The sequence below is a fragment of the Enterobacter mori LMG 25706 genome, assembly GCF_000211415.1.
GTDB classification, from domain to species: domain Bacteria; phylum Pseudomonadota; class Gammaproteobacteria; order Enterobacterales; family Enterobacteriaceae; genus Enterobacter; species Enterobacter mori.
The window spans coordinates 213842-238563 of sequence record NZ_GL890777.1 but is presented as its reverse complement, the minus strand read 5'-3'; the positions used below and the strand labels follow the sequence as shown (position 1 = coordinate 238563).

Sequence of the window (24722 nt, the reverse complement as noted above, 5' to 3'; positions counted from 1 at the left end):
ATCACCTCGGATTGGCTGGTGGCGATGTTGGAACGGCAGCCGAAGGAACGGCCCCAGGCTGTTTTAAATCGTCCAGTGACTCATTCTGACTTTCGGCGTTTTCATGCAGGATGGCCTGCTCCGCCTGCTGGTTCAGCACTAAAAGACTGATACGACGGTTGATGGCGTCGTCCGGCCCGCGGTCGGTGACGCGCATGGTTGCTGCCATGCCGACCACGCGCAGAACCTTGCCATCATCAAGCCCACCCGCCACCAGCTCGCGACGCGAGGCGTTGGCACGATCGGCAGAAAGCTCCCAGTTGCTGTATCCCTTCTCACCGCTGGCGTACGGGAAATCATCCGTGTGGCCTGACAGGCTGATTCGGTTAGGAATGCCGTTCAGGACCGGGGCAATGGCGCGTAAAATATCGCGCATGTACGGCTCAACGTCCGCACTGCCGGTTTTAAACATTGGGCGGTTCTGGCTGTCGATAATCTGGATACGCAGACCTTCCTGCACCAGATCGATCTTCAGGTGCGGGCGCAGAGCGCGCAGTTTCGGGTCCGCCTCAATCAGCTGATCAAGATCGCCACGCAGTTTCTTCAGGCGCGCCTGTTCCATTCGTCTTTTCAGATCGTCGATGTTTGGCTCTTTTTTCACTTCACCCTTCTGCTGGGTGTAATCGTCGCCACCGCCAGGAATGGGGCTCTCGCTGTTCGAAATGCGCGGCCCACCGGTCACCGCCGTTGCCAGCGGCGTTCTGAAATATTCCGCAATCTGGATCAGCTCTTTCGGGCTGGAGATGGAGATCAGCCACATCACCAGAAAGAACGCCATCATGGCAGTCATAAAGTCGGCGTAAGCAATTTTCCACGAGCCGTGGGAACCGTGTCCGTGCCCCTTATGCTTGCGCTTTTTTACGATGACGATCGGATGGGACTGGTTTTTCATGCGTCCTCAGTTGTCGTCTGTTGGTTTGGGTTTTTCACCGCACGCACGTGTTCTTCAAGCTCGATAAACGACGGACGCTCGCTGGAGTACAGCGTTTTACGGCCAAATTCGACGGCGATCGGGGGTGCGTAACCGTTGAGGTTGGAGAGCAGCGTGATCTTCACGCACTGCATCATTTTGGTGGTTTCCGCGCTCTTTTGACGCAGAACGCTCGCCAGCGGGGAGATAAAACCGTACGCCAGCAAGATACCGAGGAAAGTCCCGACCATCGCGTGGGCAATCAGCGCACCTAACTCTGCCGCCGGACGATCCGCCGAGGCCAGCGCGTGAACCACCCCCATCACCGCCGCAACGATACCAAACGCCGGAAGCGAGTCGCCCACCAGCGCCAGGCTGTTGGCTGGCACTTCAGATTCGCTTTCGTGGGTTTCGATCTCTTCGTCCATCAGCGCTTCAATTTCGAAGGTGTTCATGTTGCCGCTGATGATCAGGCGCAGGTAATCGACGATAAAATCCAGCATCATCGCGTCAGCAAGGATACGCGGATAGCTGGCGAAGATTTCGCTCTCTTTCGGGTTTTCGATGTCACGCTCCAGCGAGAACATGCCCTGCTGACGTGACTTCGCCATCAGGCGATAGAGCAGCGCCAGCAGATCCATATACATGCTTTTGGTGTATTTCGAGCGACGGAACAGCAACGGAATCGCTTTCAGCGTGCCCTTGATCGATTTACCGTTGTTACCAACGATAAAAGCCCCTACCCCTGCACCGCCGATGATAATAAGTTCAGCCGGTTGATAGAGTGCTCCAAGGTGCCCGCCGGTCATCATATAACCGCCGAAAACTGTACCGAGAACTACCAGGTAACCTAATAAGATAAGCACGACATCATCCTTCCGCTAGTGACTAAGGCAGGACGTTCATTTCGACAGCGTTACCGGAATGGGGGGTAAAAAAAAGCAGCGGTAATTGCTTACCGCTGCTGGAATCTTGCCCACACGTTCGGGTTAAACAGCTTGTTCGATCTGTTCATCCAGCAGTTGTGGAATAATATCGGCAGCATCCCGGGAAAGTTTACGTCTTTTTACGGCGCGGGATGGAGGCTGGCATAAACTACAGGCGAAGCTGCCAGCAGGCTGATGAGCATGGGTAATAAAATTGCCATCGCAGCAGTTGCAGCGAGACAGTTCAAGCATTCCGCTTTCAACAAAACGCACCAGCGTCCATGCGCGGGTCAGTGCCAGCAGGGGTCCATCTTCCTGCTGAGGGCATTGTTCAAGGTAAAGTTTATACGCTTTGATCACGGCATCGACGCCGCTACACAAACCGGTTTTCAGAAGGTACTGCCAAGCGTTACAGAACATCGATGCATGGATATTCTGTTCCCAGGTCATAAACCAGTCCGTTGAGAACGGCAGCATTCCTTTAGGCGGTGGACTACCACGTAATTCTTTATACAGTTTGATGAGACGACCACGGCTCAGCTGAGTCTCGCTTTCCAGCATTTGTAAACGAGCACCCAGCGTAATCAGCTCCATTGCCAGCTGTATATCACGCGCTTCCTGAACAATGCTTTTCTCGCTCATTTTTATGCCCTTTTCTTACGGGCAACGTCATCAGGCTGGCTGATTTCGCTGAGCAATCGTGTGGAGAGAAGAATACCGGTATGGACCTGTTGAAGATCGTCAACGCGGGATTCCTGGGTCAGACGCGTGATAGTCTGCGGATTATCAAAGCGGAACTGGCAAACGAGTTGATTCGTTTCTGCCAGCTTGACCATTTGCGGGAGTGTTAATCCCCCCAACATGGTTGCCATCTCTTCGTTAATACCCAGACGAAACATCGCGGACGCTTTGTCCTGACTAATCAAACGCTGCGCGAGCAGTAAATATGACAAATTGATGTCATAGATATGTTTTAGCAACTCGGATGTATGCATTGTTCCCATCCCGAATAACCAACTATTATTTTTATGCGGAAAGACCGCACCCCGTGATGTCGCCGGGAAATCACCCGGTATAAAAAAGAAAAGGCTAAATGCATAGTTGAATTTAGGTTTGTATTCAGCAAAACGTACAACAGCTGAAACGCAGCTGCGCCTCATATCGTTTTATCATTTCTTACAAATAACTAAGATTTTTCCTAATTCGACGCAAACTCTACTCGTCAGTTTTGACACATACAATGCAGCCATCCTCAAATTTAAAAAAAATGTGATCTACGTCACACAATTTAAGTGAATATTCTCCATAAATCCATCAGTATGACTTGTAATTTGGTCAAAACTTAACCAAACGAGACTGTTTTATATTCTTGAAGAGCGAATACTCATGCATGCGTATGAACATATACGGCATAGCAATTGCTTTTTCTGCTTATATTGACTACGCCAATCATTCACATCGCGTACATCTGGCAGTCACACTTCCATTACTTAGTAAAAACATATAGTTATGAAAAAAGTGCATAAAATTTATTTCACTGCGTGATCATTCAAATTGTGTTTATAACAGGTTAAAACGATTTAACGCGACTGACTAAAAAAAGTGTGATTTACGTTAAGTTGTTAATTTTTTTCATTTAGACACACTTTGCAATTATTCTTCTTATAAGAATAATTAATGAATAATTATGATAAGCTTCACACTAATGCCCTATTCCCCCCTTGCGGAAGTCTTGAAATCGCGGTAAAGCTGAAGAAACCTTGTTGTTCAGACATCAAAGGAGTGCGTGATGAGTTACACCCATCTTCTTGTTTCTGTTGCGGTTTCGCCGGAAAGTCATCAACTCGTCGCCCGTGCCGTTTCTATCGCCAGACCCACCAATGCTCGCATCAGCCTGATCACACTGACAGCCGAACCCGAAATGTACAATCAACTGGCAGCCCCCATGCTGGAGGATATTCGTGAGGTTTTGCAGGAAGAAACACAGCAGTTTCTGCGAGAACTGGTCGAAAAGGCGCAATATCCGGTTCACCAGACCATTATTGCCACCGGGGAATTAAATGAACATATTCTTAGCTTGTGCCAAAAACAGAATATTGATTTGGTGATCTGCGGTAATCATAACCAAAGCTTTTTTTCGCGCGCGGCATGTTCGGCGAAATCGATTGTCGCCTCAAGCCAGGTGGATGTGTTGTTAGTCCCTCTCGGGGGCTCATAAAGCCCCCCGAGGAATATCACGCCAGTTTAGGGAATGTCGCGATCTTTTTTTGCAGCTGTCCCTCATGGCTCTGCGGTTCAATTTCACGCAGATCGTCTATAAAACGAGCCTGCCAGTGGTTAATGTCATTTTTACGGATGGTCTCCATCATCTCCGCATGACGAGATATACGCTCCGCCAGCGGCATGGTTAAGGCGCGGTGGAGGGCGTTCGCGACGTCATCGCGATCGTAAGGGTTAACGATAAGTGCTGAAGTAAGCTCATTCGCCGCACCGGCAAATTGAGACAGCACCAGTACCCCAGGGTCCGCAGGATCTTGTGCTGCGACATACTCCTTTGCCACCAGATTCATCCCGTCACGCAGGGGCGTCACCAGCCCGACGTCCGCATAGCGAAAGACCTTCATCAGGATCTTGCGCTCAAAGTGTTGATTCAAATAGAAAAGGGGTGTCCAGCCCAGCTGTCCGTAGCGGCCGTTGATGCGCCCTGCTTCGGTCTCCAGCTGGTGACGAATATCCTGATAAGCCTGCACCTCGCCGCGCGACGTCGGCGCTATCTGCGTATAGCGAATTTTACCGTGATGCTGCGGATATTTCTCCAGTAACGTCTCATACGCCAGGAAGCGCTCCGGTAAGCCTTTGGAGTAATCGAGGCGCTCTACTGAAAAGATATTCTTAACGTTTTTAAGCTCATTTTTCAGCTGTGCCAGTTTTGGCGGCAACGGGCCAGACGCTTGTTCGGCAATCTCTTCCGGCTCGATGCCGATAGGATAAACCTCCGTATGGAAGGTTTTCCCCCAGGCCGCGTGCGATTTTCCGCCATGCGTAACCAGCCGCGTTTTACCCGACACGCTGTCGAGGAAAGCCAGCCTGTCATTTTCAGTCTGGAAACCCAGGAGATCGTAATCGGACAGTGCTTCCAGGATCTCGTCGTGCTGCGGAAGCGCCGTGAAGATTTCCGGCGTCGGGAAGGGAATATGCAGGAAGAAGCCGATGCGGTTATTGACGCCGCGTCTTCTCAACTCTCTGGCAAAGGGCAGAAGATGATAATCGTGGATCCATAAAATATCGTCTTCTTTAATTAATGGCAGCAGTTTATCGGCCAGCAGAGCATTGACGCGCATATAGCCGTCATAAGACTCGCGCTGGAATTTGACCAGATCCAGGCGGTAGTGGAAGGCAGGCCACAGTACGGCATTAGAGAACTCGGAATAATATTCGTTATAGTCCTGTTCGTTCAGTGCGAAAGAGGCCCACGTAATGTTGCCGCGTGAGACTTTCTTAAGCGGCTTCTCTTCGTTACTGATTTCCCCACTCCAGCCAAACCAGAGTCCTCCGGCGGCTTTTAGGGCACCTAATACCCCCACCGCCAGGCCACCCGCGCTGGCTTTTTTATCATCCGGCGGTGCAATGCGATTAGAGACGACGATTAAGCGACCCATATAGATTTCTCCCGTTGTGTTGCGCTATTTGTTGTTGTTGCTGGTTAGCGACGTCAGATATCCACTGCCAGACGCTGGCGACGCTTTCCAGCCGCCATCCGGCACATGTTTCTCCAGGCCCGACTTTGACAGACATCCCGCCGGCCTTATTTACCACCATAAACCCGGCCTCATCGGTCAGGTCATCCCCCAAAAATACCGGCTTACGCCCCTGAAAAGGCGGCTCGGCCATAAACGCCGCAATAGCAGCGCCTTTGTTGATCCCTTCAGGTTTAATCTCAATGACGCACTTCCCCGGCTGTAACGCGAGCTCCGGGTGCGCATCGGCCACGCCGCGGGCGATGGCAAAGACTGCCGCTTCATGATGCGGTGCCTGACGATAGTGCAGAGCAAAGGCCATACCTTTGGCTTCCAGCTCGGTACCCGGCAGCGCCTCCAGAGCAGAAGAGAGATGAGCATGCAGCGACTGAATTAAGGCATCGGGGAGTGAGAGAATATGCTGTTGATCATGGATATCGCGGCGCTCCGCTCCGTGTACACCGGCCAGCGGAAAGTGATATGGACTGGCGAGCACGTCCAGCTCGGCCATTGAGCGCCCTGAAATCAATGCCAGTGCTCCCTCGTTCATCCTCGAGAGCTGCTGCAAATTCTCTAACACCGTATCCGGTACGACGACCTCATCAGGATGCGGCTTTATCCCGGCGAGTGTTCCGTCGGGGTCAAAAAAGAAAGCAAATTTTCCGGGCAGTACAGGCGGTGCGGTTAACAAGTCAGCCACCCTTTTCCTCCTTACAGTGAGTAAACAGCCATGTAAGTATAGACAGTGTGACGGTGCTCGCCATTTGACAACCGCCCCGTCAGTAAAACTGGCGGGGCGGTTAAGGGGTCAACTATGGTTATTAGTTGAGCAATAAAAAGCGCGGAAAGGCGTTAAACGGTACGCTTCGCTTTTTGCTTGTAACGGTCGAAAATCACGGCTGCGAGCAGGATCAGACCACGCACCACGTACTGCGAGAATGGCGAAATATTCAACAGGTTCATGGCGTTCTCCACCGTCCCCAAAATCAGGATACCGGCCACCACATATGAGATTTTTCCGATGCCGCCTTTCAGGGAAACGCCCCCTAAAACGCAGGCTGAGATGACGATCAGCTCATAACCAATGGAGGTCATCGGCTGGCCGCTGGTCATGCGCGACGCCAGAATGATCCCTGCTGCTGCGGAGACCAGCCCGGAGAGCACAAAGATAATGATCTTGGTGCGCACCACCGGAACCCCCGCCAGGCGCGCCGCCTCTTCATTCCCGCCAATCGCCAGCGTGTTACGGCCAAACGTGGTGCGGTTAAGCAGGAAGCCAAACAGGATCAGGCAGGCAACCGTCAGCCAGATTGGCGCGGGCAAACCCAGCCAGTTGGCATAGCCCAGGGTAAAGAAGCGCTCGTCTTCGATCCCCACGGCTTTCCCGTCGGAGATGATGTAGGCCAGACCGCGCACAATTTGCATGGTCGCAAGCGTCGTGATCAGGGCGTTAATCTTCAGGCGGGCAATCACAAACCCGTTCACCAGGCCGCTCAGCACACCGAGCATCAACCCTGCAAAGACGCCAATCCACAGGCTCTCGGTCATGTTGATGACGACTGCCGTGGTCACGCCTGCACAGGCAATTACCGAGGCCACCGACAGGTCAAAATCGCCCGACGCCAGGCAGAACAGCATGCCGCAGGCCACCATGCCGGACATGGAGATTGCCAGCCCCAGCCCCTTCATATTAATGAAGGTGGCAAAGTTCGGCACAAAAATCGCGCAGGCGAGGAACAGCGCGGCAAAGACCACCAGCATACCGTACTGGTCCCAGATGCGGCCAAAACTGAAAGCCGACTTCGGCGCTCCGGATGTAGTTACAGAGGACATCATTGACTCCTTACTCAGGCGACAGCCTGGCTAACTTTAGGCATGGCGAGACTCAACGCCTGTTGTTCATTCGCCTGTTCATGCAGCAACTCACCGGCAATTTCACCTTCACGCATCACAACGATACGGTCGGCAACGCCAAGTACCTCAGGCAGATCGCTGGAGGCGAACAGCACCGCCACGCCACGTTTTGCCAGTTCATAAATCACGTTATAGATTTCGTGTTTTGCCCCTACGTCGATACCGCGCGTCGGCTCATCCAGCAAAATGACCTTCATATCTTCTGACAGCCAGCGGCCCAGAATGGCTTTTTGCTGATTACCGCCGGAGAGATTCATGATCAGCTGTTCCGCACCCGGCGTTTTGATGTTCAGCGAGCGGATATGGTGGTCGGCGTTGCTCGCTTCCCAGCCGTCATTGATCAGGCACCCCGCGCGGATGTATTTGCGTCTTGCAGAGATATTGATGTTGTCGCGCACCGAGTGGACCGGAATGATCCCCTCCGCTTTGCGATCTTCCGGGCAGAGCATCATGCCCGCATTGATCGCGTGAGCGGGCTTCTGGATATCGATTTTTTGACCGTCAATCGAGACCTGCCCCTGTGTGATCCGCGTGCCGCCAAACAACCCTTTCATCAGCTCGCTGCGCCCTGCCCCGACAAGGCCAAACAGCCCGACGATTTCACCGCTGCGCACCGAAAGAGAAATCGGCGTGCGCACGCCGGGTGCTTTAACGTTATCCAGACGCAGGCGCTCCGGGCCGTACTCGCGAGGCTGCCAGTGGTAAATATCGCCCAACTCGCGTCCGACCATCGCCTGAACCAGCTGGTCATGGTTAACCTGTGCCATGTCCGTGAACGTCCGCACGTAGCGACCGTCCTTAAACACGGTGATGGCATCGCTTAGGGCAAAGATCTCCTCCATACGGTGCGAAACGTACAGAATGATGCGGCCTTCTTTGCGCAGCTCGCGGATCACGCGGAACAGATTTTCAATTTCACGGGCGGAGAGCGAACTGGTCGGTTCATCAAAGGCGATAATCTTGGCGTTACGCGCCAGCGCCTTGGCAATTTCAACCATCTGCCACTGGCCGATGGAGAGATATTTCAGGGGCGTTTGCGGATCAACATCCAGCCCAAGGTGTTTAAGCTGCAGCCCCGCTTCGTAATTGAGTAGCGAACGATTTACCACGCCGCTTTTGTGCGGAAGCTGACCTAAATAGATGTTCTCTGCCACGGTCATTTCAGGAATGAGGTGCAGTTCCTGATAGATGATGGCGACCCCGGCATTGAGAGCCGCCGTCGTATCGGCAAACGCCACCTCTTCGCCGCGTATCGCCAGCGTGCCGGTTGTGGGGGTGTAGTTACCGCTGAGAATTTTCAACAGCGTGGATTTTCCCGCGCCGTTCTCCCCCATCAGCGCGTGGACCTGACCGGCATGGCAGTCGAAGCTGATATCGGTCAGCGCGTTAACACCGGGGAAGGTTTTCCCGATGCCGCGAAAAGAGAGATAGGGATCAGACTGTTGCATAACGACTCCGTGATTCCTGTAGTGTGTACGTCTGGCCCCTCAGGTGAATGAGGGGCACAATCACAGCGTATTACTTACCGCCCAGTCCTTTTTTCGCCAGCTCCTCTTTGAAGTTGTCGCGGGTGATCAGCACCACGTCGGTCACTTCGGTGAATTTCGGCGGTTCAGCCCCTTTGGGCACCCAGTTGTAGAGCATTTCGCTGGATTTGTAGCCGTGAACATCCGGGCTTGGCAGCAGCGAGCCATAGAAGCCGGTCGCCTGCGCTTTGGACAGTTCGCTGACCGCATCCACGCCGTTGATGCCGATGCCGATAACGTCAGGCGCCTTGAAGCCCTGGCCTTCGGTTGCGCGCACGCCGCCCAGCACGGTGTTGTCGTTCATGCCGACCACCAGCCAGTGTTTGACTTCCGGATGCTGGACCAGCATAGAGTTAGCCGCGTCGAACGCGCCCGGGATGTCGTTAGATTTGGTTGGCACTTTGTAGATCTGCTTTTCCGGGAAACCGGCCGCTTTCAGGGCGTCCATGGAACCGGTAGTACGACGACGCGCCGTGTCCAGCTCGTCAGCGGTAATCGCCATCACGCCGGTTTCTTTTACATCCCAGCCGCGTTTTTGCATCTCTTTATAGAGTTCCTGGCCCTGACGTTCGCCGATTTTGGTCGCCGCCATCATCACCAGCGGGACGCTGTCCATCGGCTTACCCTTGGCGTTCACGAACTGGTCATCAACCGCAATGACCTTCATGTCATAGCCACGTGCTTTGGCGGCAATCGCTGAACCCAGTTTCGGATCAGGGGTACAGATAACAAACCCTTTCGCACCGCTGGCCGCCAGGCTGTCGATGGCGTTCAGGGTTTTTTCACCGTCCGGCACGGCGATTTTAATCACTTCAAAACCTAAATCTTTTCCGGCTTTATCGGCGAATTTCCACTCGGTCTGGAACCAGGGTTCTTCAGGTTGTTTAACCAAAAAACCGAGTTTTAAATTTTCAGCGATAGCGGATTGTGACATAACGGCAGCCAGGCCGATGGCCGCCAGCGCTTTAGTAAATTTGTGCATGGTAAACTCCAGCTTTAGCAATCTTTTCTGTAGGGAATATTTGCGTGCTTCTTATTTAATCGGACTTAAAACAAGACATTAGCGCTTACATCGTCATAAGCGTTAGTGCTGGTGATAGTTTTAGCGGGAAATTAATCATCCATAAGAGAGCGGCATCACACCGCAGAATTACAGTAATTGCGTACATAAATTCAGCGGAAAATGACATAAAAACGGCAGGAATTGTCAGACAATTAAAATGGGGTTAAGCAGAATAATCCATAAGATTAGCCAAGAAGTCCCTGACAGCCGGACGCCATCACGTCCGGCAGGGAGATTACCAGGCGTAATAGATGTGATCCGCGTGATCGCGGACAGGCGCTTCGTCACCCAACAGGCGAGCAGAAAGGGTCAGCGCAAAGTCAAACGCGTGGCCCAGACCTTTACCGCTGATCAGGTTTTTATCTTCGACGACCGATGCATCCACGTATTCACCGTCCATTACGGTTTTCCATAAATCTCCCGAGCAGACGTAACGGCGTCCTTTGAGTAACCCGTTACCGCCCAGCACGCGCGCTGCGGCAGAACAGAGGGGACAAATCAATTTTCCACTTTCATCATGTGTGGACACAAAACGGATGACCTCCCGGCTAGCGGCCAGATTGACGCTTCCCTGCGGCCCTCCGGGTAACACCACCGCATCGTAAAGCGTGTTCAGACGTTCGGATAACGTACAGTCTGCCACCATCGGGATGTTATGGTAGCTCATTACCGCCCGAGATTCTGCGCAAGCCAGGGTTTCCACCTCGATATTCAACCGACGCAGAATATCAATCGTAATAATTGCTTCTGCTTCCTCAAAACCAGGTGCCAGCAGCACCGCAACATTGGCCATGTTAACCTCAGTGAATGGAATACATTAAAACACTGTTTCATTTTCACAGAGTCATCAGGAACAATCCTGCACGGCGATCACATTACCGTCATTTTCGCAAAAATTGATTTAGCGCAACTTTACGCCCATAGAATATATTTTGAATTAATCATGCATATTTGTTCTATTCGCAGAATATTCTGTTACCAGACTATTTAACGCTGTGAATCCAGAGCAATAAATATATTAACAACCATTAAAATCAATAGCTTATTGATGTATTAATTTATATCTATCTGTTTGAGATTCTGTACTATATTAAAATTTGTAATCTATGGTAAATACGGACGGATTAAGAGTTTTCTTAATCCGGAGACAAGGGTATGCTTATTTATATCGAACACAGGATGTGAATATTCGGTCAACTTCCGTCAATGCAGAATTGCCTTCTGCCATGTGATTTTATGTACCTGCCGGGTCAGGTTTAGCTGCGGACATCACGTCCCACAGTCAATAAGGATATGAGTATGACTACCCAAACTATGATGCAAAAACTGAATGCCCAAATGAACCTGGAGTTCTACGCCTCCAATTTGCACCTGCATTTGAGCGCGTGGTGCTCCGAGAACAGTCTTAATGGTTCAGCCACGTTCTTTCGTACTCAGGCGCAAAGTAACGTTACGCATATGATGCGCGTCTTTAACTTTCTGAAAGCTGTAGGGGCGAACCCTATCGTAAAAGCCCTGGACACGATCGACGATAACTACTCTTCGCTGGAAGAATTGTTCCAGAAAACGCTTGAAGAGTATGAACAGCGCTGCAGCACACTCAGCAAACTGGCTGATGAAGCCAAAGCGCAGCACGACAGCATTACCCTGAAATTCCTGCGCGATATGGACAAAGAGCAGCAGCAGGACGGTACGCTGCTCAAAACGCTTGCGGACGAACTCCGCAATGCGAAGCATGCCGGTTTATGCCCGGAGCAAACTGACCGTCATCTGCTCGACATTGTCACCGTTCAGCGCCACTGAGCACGACTGACCTGCTCCTGACCGGGGCAGGTTCCTCCCACAACCTCCTGCTTTGTCTGAGATTTAACAAATCAGATCTTGCTCCCAATGAATAACCCTACATCGTGTAATGATTTATTTAATTACATAATGTTTGACGAGGGAGCATCATGATCACCATTGAGTTTATTGTTGTTATTGCCTGTCTGCTGGTCGGGACCCGCTTTGGCGGGATGGGACTGGGGCTAATCAGCGGTATTGGCCTGTTTATTCTGAGCTTCATTTTTGGGCTTCAACCTGGCAAACCGCCGGTTGACGTGATGCTGACCATTCTCGCGGTGATTGGCTGTGCGGCCACCCTGCAGACTGCCGGTGGTCTGAACGTGATGATGCAGTTCGCCGAGCGTCTGTTGCGCAAACATCCGCAGCACATCACGCTCCTCGCCCCCTTCACCACCTGGATGCTGACCTTTCTGTGCGGCACGGGACACGTGGTTTACACCATGTTCCCCATCATTGCCGATATTGCGCTGAAAAAAGGGATCCGCCCGGAACGCCCCATGGCGGTAGCCTCCGTGGCTTCGCAAATGGCCATCACCGCCTCGCCTGTATCGGTCGCGGTTGTGTCGCTGGTGTCGATTCTCGGCGCACAGCACGGGATTGGTCACGCGTGGGGGATCCTGGAGATCCTCGCCGTATCCGTACCTGCCTCGCTGTTTGGGGTGGCGATTGCAGCACTGTGGAGTTTACGTCGCGGCAAAGATTTAGCGGATGACGTAGAGTTTCAGGAAAAGCTGAAAGATCCGAAACAGCGGGAATTTATCTATGGCGGCACGGAAACGCTCATGAATCAGCGCTTCCCGAAACAGGCCTACTGGTCCACCTGGATCTTCTTCACCGGGATTGCCATCGTGGTTCTGCTCGGTGCCCTGCCTGAATTGCGCCCTGCTTTTGAGGTAAAAGGCAAAATGGCGGCGCTTTCGATGAACCTGGTCATCCAGATGATGATGCTGATTGCCGGTGCTGTCATGCTAATGGCCTGCAAGGTGAATGCCTCTGCCATCTCGAACGGTGCGGTGTTTAAAGCGGGAATGGTTGCGATCTTCTCGGTGTTTGGCGTGGCGTGGATGAGCGATACCTTTTTCCAGGCGCATCTGGATGAACTGAAAATGGCGCTGGAAGGGGTCGTGAAAAGCCACCCGTGGACCTATGCCATTGTACTGTTTCTGGTTTCTAAACTGGTGAACAGCCAGGCGGCGGCGTTAACTGCGGTTGCGCCGATGGGCTTAATGCTGGGCATCGATCCGAAAATGCTGATCGCCTTCTTCCCGGCCTCCTACGGCTACTTTGTCTTACCGACCTACCCCAGCGATCTGGCCTGCATCGGCTTTGACCGTTCAGGCACCACCCGCATCGGCAAATTTATCATCAACCACAGCTTCATCCTGCCGGGGCTGATCGGCGTGAGCTGCGCCTGTGCGGCGAGCTACCTGCTGGTCCAGACCTTCTTCTGACAGTATCTCGGGCGACTGACAGGGTCGCCCGTTTCACGGCTTAGTGAGACTCGCCCTGCGGGGTGAATCGTAGCTCGATCAGTGCGATGGCTTTCTGAATAGCGCGAAGCGTAACCGGATCGGCTGCCGCCGGATGGCTGGTAAAATCGATGTTTTTCAGCTGGGTCGACATTTTTTCACGCACTTCGACAGGCGCGATAACGTCAATCACATCAAGGATTTGCTTAATAACCAGTTGACAGGCAACGACGTCAGAGACCAGTTCCTGATCGGCGCTCAGGTTTTGTGACATGGGGTTTCTCCTTAGTTAAAGGCCGCCATAGTAGCAAACCGCGCGCCCTTTCATCTCTTTCTCGTCGCCCGCAGGCATAAAAAAACCTGCCGAAGCAGGTTTTTTTATCAGAACATCGCACCCGGTGGGACGTCTTTGAAAGTCGTGCAGTAGTTAGCCCACATGCTTTTCAGGATTTTGCGCAGTTTCATTTTGTTGCTCCAGTAACGTGTTATGCAGGTGTTATTGTCAATGCGCTTATAATATGACCACCATCACAAAAATCAATCATTTTGTGACTAACATCACACAAACAAATCCACCAGTGCTACAACAATGTTACGAAAAAAGCCGCAAAATCCACGGGTTACGCCCATATAAATTCCAGTAAATTTTTATAAAAAATTTTGATACGCCAGGAAAGTTATGGATGTCATCACATGCTGTTAGCCAACAATCCCCCGAACGAAGGCTTCGATCTCTTTATCCTGGCAGTTTTCAAAGAAACACTGCTGGAAGCGGTGACCGGATACGGCGGTTTTCACCAGTTCAGGATCGATTGCGCGCAGGGTATCAAGGTAATTTTCTTTTACCACCGCCGCTTTCACCTGATTCAGGATCCCCGCGTTACGCACCTGAGGCTCTTTACGCTCTGGCGGATACCCCTCGCCGTTACGGCCCGTGAAGGCTTTCTCAAAGATAAAGCGCACGTTCAATTCAGCGCCCCAGCCAAAGCCTTTGGCAAATGGCAGGGACAGCGCGTTACCGTTGTTGATCTGCGCAAACAGGAAGGCGTCAGCAGGATCGATGCAATAGCCGCAAATCACGCCCGGATGGATATTCAGCGACATCAGCGCCCCCTGGCCGGTACCGCAGCCGGTCACGACAAAATCCACGGCTCTGGAATTCAGCAGAATGCTCGCCATAATGCCCAGATGGATATAGGTAAGATGGTGGTCGTTCTCGTCGCTCATCCCGACGTTATACACCGGGAAGCCTTTTTCATCGGCAACGGCTTTTAGCTCATTAAGGATGATGGGATTTTTAGCTGCCTGGCTGTTTTCCATCATCAGCGCAATTTTCATCGTGTCTCTCCTGAATGTGTGGCGGACAAGCCCGCTGTGGATACCTTATCCCCTTAACCTTACTATCAAACAAACACTCTTTCAAATTAAGTGAAAATGCGTTTTAAAAAACGCAATTGCGCTCACAGTTTCGTGACCTGATGCGGTTCGTTGCGAAGAGAAAGGGTTGATCCTCGGGCTATTCGAGGCATTGACTGGAACAATTGAAGCTAAAATAGCGTATTTCCCTCTTCACGCAGAGTGAACCATGAAAAGAGTAATCATCGCCGGAACGATCCTGCTTCTCGCGGGATGCAACGTTAACCGTCAGGCGGAGGTCAGTCACCTTGACGCCCCCAACGGAGTTGTCCGCCTCGACTACGGCCAGGCCATGCTGCAAAACGCCCATTCCGATGCGTATGTGAATAACGGCACCGCAGTGAAAGCCTGTCAGGGCATGGGATATGCCACCGCCTCCGCCTATGGTCAGCCTGTCAAAACCTGTACCCTGATTAGCGGATCGCTGTGCCTGAACGAGAGCGTGACCATTCAGTATAAATGCATGGGCTACGCCGTGAATCCTAACGTCACGAATCCATGGTATTAATGTCGTCTGCCAGCAGAGCTGGCAGTCTTTTTAATTAAGAACACAAACAATTCTCATTAATAAATATAAAACGTGCCAATGCGTGTTATTCCCATTCGTATTTTTAAATAAACAAATATTTATTTTACGTTTTGCAAATAATTAAATAACAAATTATAGTGTCGCTCATTGTGAACCAGAAATAATAAATCGGAGCGCCACCATGCTGAAAACTGAAATGATCGACAAGCTCAATGCTCAAATGAACCTTGAGCTTTATTCATCCCTTCTTTACCAGCAGATGAGCGCCTGGTGCAGCTATCACAGCTTTGAAGGTGCCGCCGCGTTTCTGCGTCGTCACGCACAGGAAGAGATGACGCACATGCAGCGTCTCTTTGATTATCTGACGGATACGGGCAGCCTGCCGCGCATTGATACGGTCGCCTCTCCGGTTGCTGAATACGGTTCTCTTGATGAACTGTTCCGCGCCACTTACGAGCACGAACAGCTGATCACCCAGAAAATTAATGAACTGGTTCATGCTGCAATGACCAGCCAGGATTATCCGACCTTTAATTTCCTGCAATGGTACGTTGCTGAGCAACACGAAGAAGAAAAACTGTTTAAATCCGTGCTGGATAAATTGTCTCTGGCCGGTAAATCAGGTGAAGGTCTTTACTTTATTGATAAAGAACTGGCGACACTCGATACGCAAAATTAATTCCCACACGGTGCTGAACCCTCAGCACCGTTTTAATGCCCCCTCTACTTATTACCTCTCCCCTTCGCCTCACCGTTCAACAGATGTTTGCCCCTCGCCAAAGCGTAAACTTAAAATTACACGGGTTGTAACGGTGATTTGACGAGTTCACGCTTTTCCCTTACTCTGCGCCGCAGATTAGGTCGCGATTAAGAATCGTTGTAGAGGAAAGCGTGAAAAACAGAGCTCTGGGAAGTATTTTCATCGTCGCAGGAACGACGATTGGCGCAGGAATGCTGGCCATGCCGTTGGCGGCCGCAGGCGTCGGATTTGGCGTAACGTTATTGCTTCTCGCCACACTCTGGGCGTTGATGTGTTACACCGCTCTGCTGTTGCTGGAGGTTTATCAGCACGTCCCTGCCGACACGGGTTTAGGTTCGCTGGCTGCACGCTACCTGGGACGTTATGGCCAGTGGGTTACAGGCTTTAGCATGATGTTCCTGATGTACGCCCTGACGGCTGCCTACATTAGCGGAGCCGGAGAGCTGATCGCGTCCAGCGTCAATGATGGGTTTGGTACACACATTACGCCCGGCACAGGCGCGGTCTTCTTCGCGCGCATCGGCGGCGGCGTGGTATGTATTGGCACATCGCTTGTCGATCTGTTTAACCGCTTTCTGTTCAGCGCCAAGATTATTTTCCTGGTTGTGATGCTGGTTCTGCTTGCGCCGCACGTTCACAAGATTAACCTGCTGACGCTGCCGCTGGAAAAAGGGCTGGCGCTTTCCGCGATCCCGGTGATTTTCACCTCGTTGGGTGTTCACGGCAGCGTGCCGAGTATCGTCAGCTATATGAATGGCGATACCCGCAAGCTGCGCCGCATCTTTATCATCGGCAGCGCGATTCCGCTGGTCGCCTACATCTTCTGGCAGCTGGTCACGCTGGGCAGCATTGACTCCTCAACCTTTATCGGTTTAATGGCTGCGCATTCCGGCCTGAATGGTTTCCTGATGGCGCTGCGTGAGGTGGTGACCTCTCCACACGTCGAGCTGGCGGTACATTTGTTCGCTGACCTGGCGCTGGCGACGTCGTTTTTGGGCGTGGCGCTCGGCCTGTTTGATTATCTGGCCGATCTGTTCCAGCGCCGCAATACCGTTGCCGGACGCTTGCAAACGGGTGCAATTACCTTCCTGCCGCCACTGGCCTTTGCGCTGTTTTACCCGCGTGGCTTTGTAATGGCGCTGGGCTATGCGGGTGTGGCGTTATCCGTCCTCGCGCTGCTGTTGCCTTCCCTGCTGGCATGGAAGAGCCGTCAGCAGCATCCTCAGCAAGGTTATCGCGTGGCGGGAGGTAAACCGCTGCTGTGCATCGTGTTTGCCTGTGGCGTGGTGATTATTCTGGTGCAATTCCTCATAGCAGCGGGAATGCTGCCGGAAGTGGGGTAATAAAAAAGGGGCTACGATTAGCCCCTTTCTTTATTAATGCAAACAACAACTCTTGAACTTCTTCCCGCTGCCGCACGGACAAGGATCGTTACGCCCGACCTTCGTGCCGTTAATAATCGGTTTTTGGGTTTCCTGCTGTTGCGGGTTAGCAACCCAGTAGTTGTATAAACGCAGCGCCGCGGGCTGGATGCTCTCGATGCTGGCGGTATACTCCTCTTCGGTCAGTTCATCCAGCTTTTCGCTGCCCTCTTCCGTCCCGTGCAGAGCAATCACATCCAGATCGGCTTTCAGTTCGTCAGGCAGTGACGACCAGTCGGTCAGCGCCACGCCGCGCATGTAGCCATAGCACCACTCTTCAACCACGGTGTAGCTTTGTCCATCAACGTCGTTAAAACCAAACATGGGCTCGAACTGATCAGGATACTCGCTCAGGCGCTCAGCAATGTCGTTCATATGCTTAAAGCAGAGATCGATAAAACGGTTCATTTCACGATCGTTTTTCCAGCGCGGAATGTACTTCTCGCCGCCCCAGACCGCTACCAGCCAGGCATCGGGTTCAACCACCCTTGGGCCGGAAAGCACTGCGGTAAGCATGCCGTCCAGTTCGGATACGTCAATCACGGACGCATCGTCATGACCGTAAGACATTAACGTCTCTTCCAGCCACTCCATTTCGCTTTCATTTAATGGGCCTTCAGTCATTGCTGACACTCCTGATAAAAAAAGGAAAAGATCCTAACACATATCGTACGCCTTTCCTGGCTGAAGTTGAGGTCTTTATTGCTGCAAAAACGTGCAAATCGTGACCCTTGCACAACTTATGGGCTTTGTTGTTAACGAGATGTGATCTCCGCTGTAATTTCAATGCGTCCCGCAAGGCAGCGTAAATCGGCGCTCTATACTCAACTATGTCGCAACCCGGTCAATGGGTTAACCATTCTGGCAACGATTTTGCTTAATGTTCTGCGCGCAAACTGCGCATGGAAACCTCGCCGTATTAAGCAGGATGTGGCCTGGATTTTGTTCGTTTAGTGCATGTTGTTCTCGATCTTATATATAGATTGGCTGCGCCGTAGGGCGTTTGGGTTGACGCCGTGGTGCAAAAACCTCTTTGCTAAGGAACACAATAATGTCGCTGAAATTTATCAGAAGTCCCCTTTCTCTTGTGTTAGCCGGTTGTCTGGTGACGGCATTTTCCGCCCAGGCCGATATTGTGATTGGCGTGGCCGGGCCGTTTACAGGCCCAAATGCCACCTATGGCGATCAGTACTGGCATGGCGCAACGCAGGCCGCAGAAGACATTAACGCCGCGGGAGGGATCAACGGTGAGAAAATTAAGCTGGTTCAGGGAGATGATGCCTGCGAGCCTAAACAGGCTGTTGCCGTCGCTAACCGTTTAGTCGACCAGGACAAAGTCAATGCGGTTGTCGGCCATTTCTGCTCCTCTTCCACCATGCCCGCCTCCGAGGTGTATAGCGATGCGGGCATTATTGCCATCACCCCCGGTTCGACTAACCCCCTCATTACCGAGCGCGGCATGAGCGATATGTTCCGCATGTGCGGCCGGGACGATCAGCAGGGGCAAGTCGCCAGCGACTTCATCATCGATAAGCTGAAGGCCAAACGCGTAGTGATCATTCACGATAAAGACACCTACGGTCAGGGGTTAGCAGACGCCACCAAAGCGGCGCTTGCCAAACGCGGCGTGAAGGATGTGATGTATGAAGGCTTATCACGTGGGGAAAAAGACTTTAACGCGCTGGTAACGAAAATTGGCGCGCAAAAACCGGACGTGGTGTTCTTCGGGGGCTGCCACCCTGAAGCGGGCCCGCTGGTGCGCCAGATGCGTGAACAGGGCGTACAGGCGAAATTCTTCTCAGGGGACTGTATCGTCAATGAAGAGATGGTCACCGCCGCGGGTGGCCCGCAGTACACCAACGGTATCTACATGACCTTTGGTAAAGATCCGCGACTGATCCCGGACGGTAAAGCGGTGATTGAGAAATTCCGCGCCAGTAAATTCGAACCAGAAGGCTATACCCTTTACTCCTATGCCTCCATCCAGGCCATTGCCGCCGCTTTCAAGTCCACCGGAGGCAAAGACTCCGCCAAAGCCAGCGAGTGGCTGAAAGCGAACGCCGTCGACACGGTGATGGGCAAAAAAGCCTGGGACAGCAAAGGCGATCTGAAAGTGTCTGACTACGTGGTTTATCAGTGGGACGACAAGGGAAAATATAAGGAAGTGCAGTAACGGGACGGAGTCACGCTCAACGTCGGCAGGTTCGCCTGCCGAGGCGGAATACACATCGGGCTGCACGCGTCGTGCGGCCTATAAAAAGAGCGCGCGATGATGAGTACATTCTTCCTGCAACAGTTAATCAACGGATTAACGCTGGGCTCCGTCTACGGCTTAATCGCCATCGGCTACACCATGGTGTACGGCATCATTGGCATGATCAACTTCGCCCATGGCGAAGTGTATATGATCTCGGCCTATCTCTGCGCCATCGGGCTGGCCCTGCTGTCATTCTTCGGTCTTGAGTCGTTTCCCCTGCTGATTCTGGGCACACTGGCGTTCACCATCGTGGTGACGGGCGTGTATGGCTGGACTATTGAACGCATCGCCTATAAACCCCTGCGAAACTCCACCCGACTGGCACCGCTGATCTCTGCCATCGGGATGTCGCTGATTTTGCAAAACTACGCCCAGCTGAGCCGGGGCCCCCGCCAGCAAGGCGTGCCAACCATGCTGGACGGCGTACTTCGTGTACATCTGGGAGAAGGTTTCGTCCAAATCACCTACACCAAAATCTTTATTCTGATCGCCTCGTTCGCGGGCATGCTGCTGCTCACGTGGATAATCAGCCATACCCGGCTGGGGCGGATGTGTCGTGCGGTGCAGCAGGATCGCAAAATGGCCTCCATTCTGGGGATCAATACCGACAGGATCATTTCGCTGGTCTTTGTGATCGGCGCGGCGATGGCCGGGCTGGCGGGGGTATTGATTACCATGAACTATGGCACCTTTGATTTCTACGTGGGCTTTGTCATCGGTATAAAAGCCTTTACGGCGGCGGTGCTGGGCGGCATCGGCTCTCTGCCGGGCGCCATGCTCGGCGGGTTGATTCTGGGAGTGGCGGAAGCGCAATTCTCCGGGATGGTGAACTCGGATTATAAAGACGTGTTCTCGTTTGGGCTGCTGGTATTGATCCTGATTTTCCGTCCTCAGGGTCTGCTGGGCCGCCCTGTCGTGGCGAAGGTGTGAGGGTGAAGACGATGACATCTGCCGGTTTCTCCCTTAAACGCTGCATTCTGGATTCCGTATTTTCCGGGCTAGTTGCCTTGATTATCTTTGGCCCTATCGCTGGCGTAGTTCTCGACGGTTACAGCTTTAACTTTGCCGGACAACGGCTGGCGTGGATGATTGCCATCGTCATGCTGGGCCGTTTTTTGCTGAGCATCTTCCTGCAGACCGCCCCCGGTGCGCGTTTCCAGGCGAGGTTTGAAGCGGACAGCGCAGGGGTGTATGTCCGCCCTCCCGGATACAAGAGCCGCATGCGTTGGATTATTCCGCTGGTTATTACGCTTGCGATCTGCTTTCCGTTTGTGGCGACCAAATACGTGCTAACCGTTGCCATTCTGGGGCTGATCTATGTTCTGCTCGGCCTCGGGCTGAATATTGTGGTCGGCCTTGCGGGGCTGTTGGATCTGGGGTATGTCGCCTTTTACGCGATTGGCGCGTATGGCCTCGCGCTGGGGTATCAGTATCTGGGGTTAGGGTTCTGGAGCATGCTGCCGCTGGCAGCGCTGATGGCCGCCGCCGCCGGTGCGCTGCTTGGCTTCCCGGTGCTTCGCATGCATGGGGATTATCTGGCAATCGTGACCCTCGGGTTTGGCGAGATTATCCGCCTGGTGCTCAATAACTGGCTGACCTTCACTGGCGGCCCAAATGGCGTTTCAGCCCCTGCCCCTACCTTTTTTGGTCTGGAGTTTGGCCGACGCGCCAAAGAAGGCGGCGTCCCCTTCCACGAGTTTTTCCAACTGACCTATAACCCAAACATGAAGTTTATCTTTATTTACGCCGTGCTGTTTTTGGTGGTGCTGATAGTGCTCTACATCAAGCACCGCCTGACGCGAATGCCGATTGGTCGGGCGTGGGAGGCATTACGAGAAGATGAAATTGCCTGCCGCTCAATGGGTCTTAACCACGTGCTGGTGAAGCTTTCTGCGTTTACGCTGGGCGCATCAACGGCCGGGATTGCGGGGGTTTTCTTCGCCACCTATCAGGGGTTCGTTAATCCCACCTCCTTTACCTTTTTTGAATCCGCACTGATTCTGGCCATCGTGGTGCTGGGCGGGATGGGTTCAACGCTGGGCGTTGTGCTGGCCGCCTTTGTCCTGACCGTCACGCCGGAACTGCTGCGCAGTTTTGCGGAGTATCGCGTCCTGCTGTTTGGCGTGTTGATGGTGGTCATGATGATCTGGCGTCCGCGCGGTTTGATCCGCATTAACCGCAGCGGCTATGCCGTGCGTAAGGGGGTCGCGCCATGAACGGAACCATATTACACGTTGAGCACCTGATGATGCACTTTGGCGGGATTAAAGCGTTAAATGACGTCAACCTTGATGTACAACGCGGGTCGATTACCGCCCTCATCGGGCCTAACGGCGCGGGGAAAACAACCGTGTTTAACTGCCTGACGGGCTTCTACAGGGCGTCCGGCGGAAATATCTTATTCAACACCCGCAGTAAAACCACCAATGTGATTCAGGTTCTCGGTCAAAAATTCCAGCCCGGTGACTGGATTAACCCAGCCCGGTTAGGGTCGCGTCTTTTCTACAAAATGTTCGGTGGAACACACCTGGTAAACCGTGCGGGCCTTGCGCGCACATTCCAGAATATCCGCCTGTTTCGCGAGATGTCGGTCGTCGAAAACCTGCTGGTTGCACAGCATATGCGTGTAAATCGCAATCTCCTTGCCGGTGTGCTCAACACCCCCGCCTGGCGTCGGGGGGGAAGTGATGCCCTCGATCGTGCATTTTACTGGCTGGAAGTGGTGGACCTGGTGGACTGCGCCAATCGCCTCGCGGGGGAAATGTCTTACGGTCAACAGCGACGCCTCGAAATCGCCCGGGCAATGTGTACGGGTCCGGAGATGATCTGCCTTGATGAACCTGCCGCAGGCCTGAACCCGGTGGAAACGCACAAGTTAAGTAGCATTATCCGTTTTCTGCGCGACCACCACGACATCACGGTATTACTGATTGAGCATGATATGGGGATGGTCATGGAGATTTCGGACGACATTATTGTGCTTGACCACGGAGATGTCATTGCGCGGGGGAAACCCGAGCAGATCCAGCACGATGAAAAAGTGATCGCCGCCTACCTGGGCACCGACGAAAGCGAGGTTAACCTGTGAACGAGACGATGCTGGAATTTCGGGAGGTGGACGTTTTCTACGGCGTGATCCAGGCGCTGAAACAGGTTTCCCTTGAGGTTAACAAAGGCGAAACCGTGGCGTTGATTGGCGCTAACGGTGCAGGAAAGTCGACATTATTGATGTCTATCTTTGGTCAACCCCGGGTCCGTAGTGGACAGATCCTGTTTTGCGGAGAGGATATCAGCCATAAATCCACCCACTACGTCGCGTCCGGCGGTATCGCCCAGGCGCCCGAAGGACGGCGTATCTTCCCGGATATGACGGTGGAAGAGAACCTGCTGATGGGCACCATCCCGATTGGAAACCAGTTTGCATCTGAAGATATGCAAAGCATGTTCGACCTTTTCCCCCGCCTCAAGGAGCGGCGTAAACAGCGTGCGATGACCATGTCCGGCGGAGAACAGCAGATGCTGGCGATTGCGCGGGCCTTAATGAGCCGCCCTAAGCTGCTGCTGCTGGATGAACCCAGCCTGGGATTGGCCCCTATCGTGGTGAAACAGATTTTCCAGACGCTGCGCGAGCTGGCACGCAACGGCATGACCATTTTTCTGGTTGAGCAGAATGCGCACCACGCGTGGAAGCTGTCTGATCGCGGGTATGTGATGGTTAACGGACAGATCCGGCTGAGCGGCAGCGGCGAGGAGCTGCTGGGGGATCCGGAGGTGAGGAAGGCGTATCTGGGTGGGGTTTCAGCGTAAATTGCAGGCACAAAAAAACCACCTTTCGGTGGTTTCACGACACTGCTTATTGCTTTGATTATTCTGCTTTTTCCCATGGTAGCCGGAGTGGGACTTGAACCCACACAGCGCGAACGCCGAGGGATTTTAAATCCCTTGTGTCTACCGATTCCACCATCCGGCCAGGGAAGAAAGTGGAGGCGCGTTCCGGAGTCGAACCGGACTAGACGGATTTGCAATCCGCTACATAACCGCTTTGCTAACGCGCCGTAAAACCTTTTCAAACCGACACCCGCTGTTGCGCATGTCTTTAATCTGGAGCGGGAAACGAGACTCGAACTCGCGACCCCGACCTTGGCAAGGTCGTGCTCTACCAACTGAGCTATTCCCGCATGTCATCAAGTTGTTTCTAACCACTTGATTTCATTATCGTCCGGCTAGCTGTGCCGCCGTTCGATGCGTTGCATTCTACTGATATGTCGTTTTGAGTCAACGTTATTTTTTGCATCCCCGGATCGTTTGCTGAAAATTACGTCGAAACGATCACTGTTCAAGCAAATCTCCGCGCGCCGCGTTCAAATACTGCAGCATTGACCACAGCGTCAGTACCGCGGCAACCCACAGCAGACCAATCCCCGCCCACTCAACCCAGGCGTTCGGACGCCACAGCATCCAGACCAGCGCCGCCATCTGCGCCGTTGTTTTGACCTTACCAATCCAGGATACCGCCACGCTGCTGCGTTTACCCAACTCCGCCATCCACTCCCGCAGCGCAGAGATGATAATTTCGCGGCCAATCATCGTTGCCGCGGGCAGCGTGACCCACCAGGTGTGGTAATGTTCAGCCACCAGCACCATCGCGATCGCCACCATGACTTTATCGGCCACTGGGTCGAGGAACGCGCCAAAGCGAGTGCTTTGATTCCAGCGGCGCGCCAGATAACCGTCGAACCAGTCGGTTACCGCAGCGACCAGGAAAATCAGTGCGCAGGCAAAAGGCGCCCAGACGACCGGCAGGTAAAACGCCAGTACAAAGAACGGGATAAGCACGACGCGAAAAAGAGTGAGCAACGTAGGGATATTAAATCGCATAATGACGGTAACTGTCTGTTGTCAGTAAAATT

Annotated in this window: 26 protein-coding genes and 3 tRNA genes; 11 read left to right on the top strand and 18 right to left on the bottom strand. The window is 52.8% G+C overall.

What is annotated here, in order from left to right; all coding sequences use genetic code 11:
• Position 1 precedes the first annotated feature (1 nt).
• From motB to flhD, 4 genes are all read right to left on the bottom strand, one after another.
• A complete protein-coding gene (gene motB / locus ENTMO_RS0114905; RefSeq protein ID WP_010432487.1) occupies positions 2-931 on the bottom strand; it encodes a flagellar motor protein MotB in 930 nt (309 codons plus the stop codon).
• The gene (motA, locus tag ENTMO_RS0114900; protein WP_008500417.1) at positions 928-1815 is read right to left on the bottom strand and encodes a flagellar motor stator protein MotA; all 888 of its coding nucleotides are present in this window, start codon (positions 1813-1815) and stop codon (positions 928-930) included. The genes motB and motA overlap by 4 nt, the downstream gene beginning before the upstream one ends.
• 123 nt (positions 1816-1938) lie before the next feature.
• A complete protein-coding gene (flhC, locus tag ENTMO_RS0114895; RefSeq protein WP_172411157.1) occupies positions 1939-2523 on the bottom strand; it encodes a flagellar transcriptional regulator FlhC in 585 nt (194 codons plus the stop codon).
• Entirely contained in the window at positions 2520-2870 is a 351-nt protein-coding gene (flhD, locus tag ENTMO_RS0114890) for a flagellar transcriptional regulator FlhD (protein WP_010432485.1), read from the bottom strand. Before flhD ends, flhC begins: the two co-directional genes overlap by 4 nt.
• Positions 2871-3664: 794 nt before the next feature.
• On the opposite strand from flhD, the gene uspC reads away from it, so the two are divergent.
• Positions 3665-4093, top strand: coding sequence for a universal stress protein UspC (gene uspC, locus ENTMO_RS0114885; protein WP_010432484.1), 429 nt, complete (start codon positions 3665-3667; stop codon positions 4091-4093).
• A gap of 16 nt (positions 4094-4109) precedes the next feature.
• Here uspC and otsA read toward each other — a convergent pair whose 3' ends face one another.
• The 6 genes from otsA to ENTMO_RS0114855 all read right to left on the bottom strand — a co-directional run bounded on the left by otsA (position 4110) and on the right by ENTMO_RS0114855 (position 10908).
• Positions 4110-5534: an alpha,alpha-trehalose-phosphate synthase gene (gene otsA / locus ENTMO_RS0114880; RefSeq protein ID WP_010432483.1), complete on the bottom strand. Its 1425-nt coding sequence runs from the start codon at positions 5532-5534 to the stop codon at positions 4110-4112.
• Positions 5509-6312, bottom strand: coding sequence for a trehalose-phosphatase (gene otsB, locus ENTMO_RS0114875; RefSeq protein WP_010432482.1), 804 nt, complete (start codon positions 6310-6312; stop codon positions 5509-5511). Before otsB ends, otsA begins: the two co-directional genes overlap by 26 nt.
• Before the next feature lie 152 nt (positions 6313-6464).
• The gene (araH, locus tag ENTMO_RS0114870; protein ID WP_010432481.1) at positions 6465-7445 is read right to left on the bottom strand and encodes an arabinose ABC transporter permease AraH; all 981 of its coding nucleotides are present in this window, start codon (positions 7443-7445) and stop codon (positions 6465-6467) included.
• A gap of 14 nt (positions 7446-7459) precedes the next feature.
• Positions 7460-8974, bottom strand: coding sequence for an L-arabinose ABC transporter ATP-binding protein AraG (gene araG / locus ENTMO_RS0114865; RefSeq protein WP_010432479.1), 1515 nt, complete (start codon positions 8972-8974; stop codon positions 7460-7462).
• 70 nt (positions 8975-9044) lie between these two features.
• On the bottom strand, positions 9045-10034 hold the full coding sequence (gene araF / locus ENTMO_RS0114860) for an arabinose ABC transporter substrate-binding protein AraF (protein ID WP_010432476.1): 990 nt from the start codon (positions 10032-10034) through the stop codon (positions 9045-9047).
• Positions 10035-10350: 316 nt separating this feature from the next.
• The gene (locus ENTMO_RS0114855; protein WP_010432473.1) at positions 10351-10908 is read right to left on the bottom strand and encodes a DJ-1 family glyoxalase III; all 558 of its coding nucleotides are present in this window, start codon (positions 10906-10908) and stop codon (positions 10351-10353) included.
• Between the two features lie 506 nt (positions 10909-11414).
• Between ENTMO_RS0114855 and ENTMO_RS0114850 the strand changes: the two genes are divergently transcribed.
• Positions 11415-11918, top strand: a complete 504-nt coding sequence (locus tag ENTMO_RS0114850; RefSeq protein WP_010432470.1) for a non-heme ferritin-like protein — start codon at positions 11415-11417, stop codon at positions 11916-11918.
• Between the two features lie 149 nt (positions 11919-12067).
• Positions 12068-13411: an anaerobic C4-dicarboxylate transporter gene (locus tag ENTMO_RS0114845; protein ID WP_010432467.1), complete on the top strand. Its 1344-nt coding sequence runs from the start codon at positions 12068-12070 to the stop codon at positions 13409-13411.
• 40 nt (positions 13412-13451) lie between these two features.
• Here ENTMO_RS0114845 and ENTMO_RS0114840 read toward each other — a convergent pair whose 3' ends face one another.
• The 3 genes from ENTMO_RS0114840 to ENTMO_RS0114830 all read right to left on the bottom strand — a co-directional run bounded on the left by ENTMO_RS0114840 (position 13452) and on the right by ENTMO_RS0114830 (position 14767).
• Positions 13452-13703, bottom strand: a complete 252-nt coding sequence (locus ENTMO_RS0114840; RefSeq protein ID WP_006176098.1) for a DUF2766 family protein — start codon at positions 13701-13703, stop codon at positions 13452-13454.
• 107 nt (positions 13704-13810) lie between these two features.
• Positions 13811-13894, bottom strand: coding sequence for a stress response protein AzuC (gene azuC / locus ENTMO_RS25950; RefSeq protein WP_003859682.1), 84 nt, complete (start codon positions 13892-13894; stop codon positions 13811-13813).
• A gap of 234 nt (positions 13895-14128) precedes the next feature.
• The gene (locus tag ENTMO_RS0114830) at positions 14129-14767 is read right to left on the bottom strand and encodes an RpiB/LacA/LacB family sugar-phosphate isomerase (protein WP_010432458.1); all 639 of its coding nucleotides are present in this window, start codon (positions 14765-14767) and stop codon (positions 14129-14131) included.
• Positions 14768-15014: 247 nt separating this feature from the next.
• On the opposite strand from ENTMO_RS0114830, the gene yecR reads away from it, so the two are divergent.
• The 3 genes from yecR to tyrP all read left to right on the top strand — a co-directional run bounded on the left by yecR (position 15015) and on the right by tyrP (position 17477).
• Positions 15015-15353, top strand: a complete 339-nt coding sequence (gene yecR, locus ENTMO_RS0114825; protein WP_010432455.1) for a YecR family lipoprotein — start codon at positions 15015-15017, stop codon at positions 15351-15353.
• 202 nt (positions 15354-15555) lie between these two features.
• Positions 15556-16053, top strand: a complete 498-nt coding sequence (ftnA, locus tag ENTMO_RS0114820) for a non-heme ferritin (RefSeq protein ID WP_010432452.1) — start codon at positions 15556-15558, stop codon at positions 16051-16053.
• Positions 16054-16265: 212 nt separating this feature from the next.
• Positions 16266-17477, top strand: a complete 1212-nt coding sequence (tyrP, locus tag ENTMO_RS0114815) for a tyrosine transporter TyrP (protein ID WP_010432450.1) — start codon at positions 16266-16268, stop codon at positions 17475-17477.
• 33 nt (positions 17478-17510) lie between these two features.
• On the opposite strand, the gene ENTMO_RS0114810 is transcribed toward tyrP, so the two are convergent.
• Positions 17511-18179: a YecA/YgfB family protein gene (locus ENTMO_RS0114810; RefSeq protein ID WP_010432448.1), complete on the bottom strand. Its 669-nt coding sequence runs from the start codon at positions 18177-18179 to the stop codon at positions 17511-17513.
• Between the two features lie 427 nt (positions 18180-18606).
• Between ENTMO_RS0114810 and ENTMO_RS0114805 the strand changes: the two genes are divergently transcribed.
• The 5 genes from ENTMO_RS0114805 (at position 18607) to ENTMO_RS0114785 (ending at position 23619) form a co-directional block, all read left to right on the top strand.
• A complete protein-coding gene (locus ENTMO_RS0114805) occupies positions 18607-19728 on the top strand; it encodes a branched-chain amino acid ABC transporter substrate-binding protein (protein ID WP_010432445.1) in 1122 nt (373 codons plus the stop codon).
• Between the two features lie 99 nt (positions 19729-19827).
• Entirely contained in the window at positions 19828-20742 is a 915-nt protein-coding gene (locus ENTMO_RS0114800; RefSeq protein ID WP_010432443.1) for an ABC transporter permease subunit, read from the top strand.
• Positions 20743-20753: 11 nt separating this feature from the next.
• Positions 20754-22028 carry a high-affinity branched-chain amino acid ABC transporter permease LivM gene (livM, locus tag ENTMO_RS0114795; RefSeq protein ID WP_010432440.1) on the top strand — a complete coding sequence of 425 codons (1275 nt, stop codon included), beginning with the start codon at positions 20754-20756 and terminating at the stop codon, positions 22026-22028.
• Entirely contained in the window at positions 22025-22900 is an 876-nt protein-coding gene (locus ENTMO_RS0114790; RefSeq protein ID WP_010432437.1) for an ABC transporter ATP-binding protein, read from the top strand. Before livM ends, ENTMO_RS0114790 begins: the two co-directional genes overlap by 4 nt.
• 8 nt (positions 22901-22908) lie before the next feature.
• Positions 22909-23619: an ABC transporter ATP-binding protein gene (locus ENTMO_RS0114785; RefSeq protein WP_411326759.1), complete on the top strand. Its 711-nt coding sequence runs from the start codon at positions 22909-22911 to the stop codon at positions 23617-23619.
• 76 nt (positions 23620-23695) lie between these two features.
• Here the strand turns inward: ENTMO_RS0114785 and ENTMO_RS0114780 are convergent.
• The 4 genes from ENTMO_RS0114780 to pgsA form a co-directional block, all read right to left on the bottom strand.
• Positions 23696-23782 (bottom strand) — tRNA-Leu (locus ENTMO_RS0114780).
• An 11-nt stretch (positions 23783-23793) separates the two neighbouring features.
• Positions 23794-23867, bottom strand: a tRNA-Cys gene (locus tag ENTMO_RS0114775).
• A 47-nt stretch (positions 23868-23914) separates the two neighbouring features.
• Positions 23915-23990: transfer RNA gene (locus tag ENTMO_RS0114770), tRNA-Gly, on the bottom strand.
• Between the two features lie 151 nt (positions 23991-24141).
• Positions 24142-24690, bottom strand: coding sequence for a CDP-diacylglycerol--glycerol-3-phosphate 3-phosphatidyltransferase (gene pgsA / locus ENTMO_RS0114765; RefSeq protein ID WP_006176115.1), 549 nt, complete (start codon positions 24688-24690; stop codon positions 24142-24144).
• Between the last annotated feature and the right edge of the window lie 32 nt (positions 24691-24722).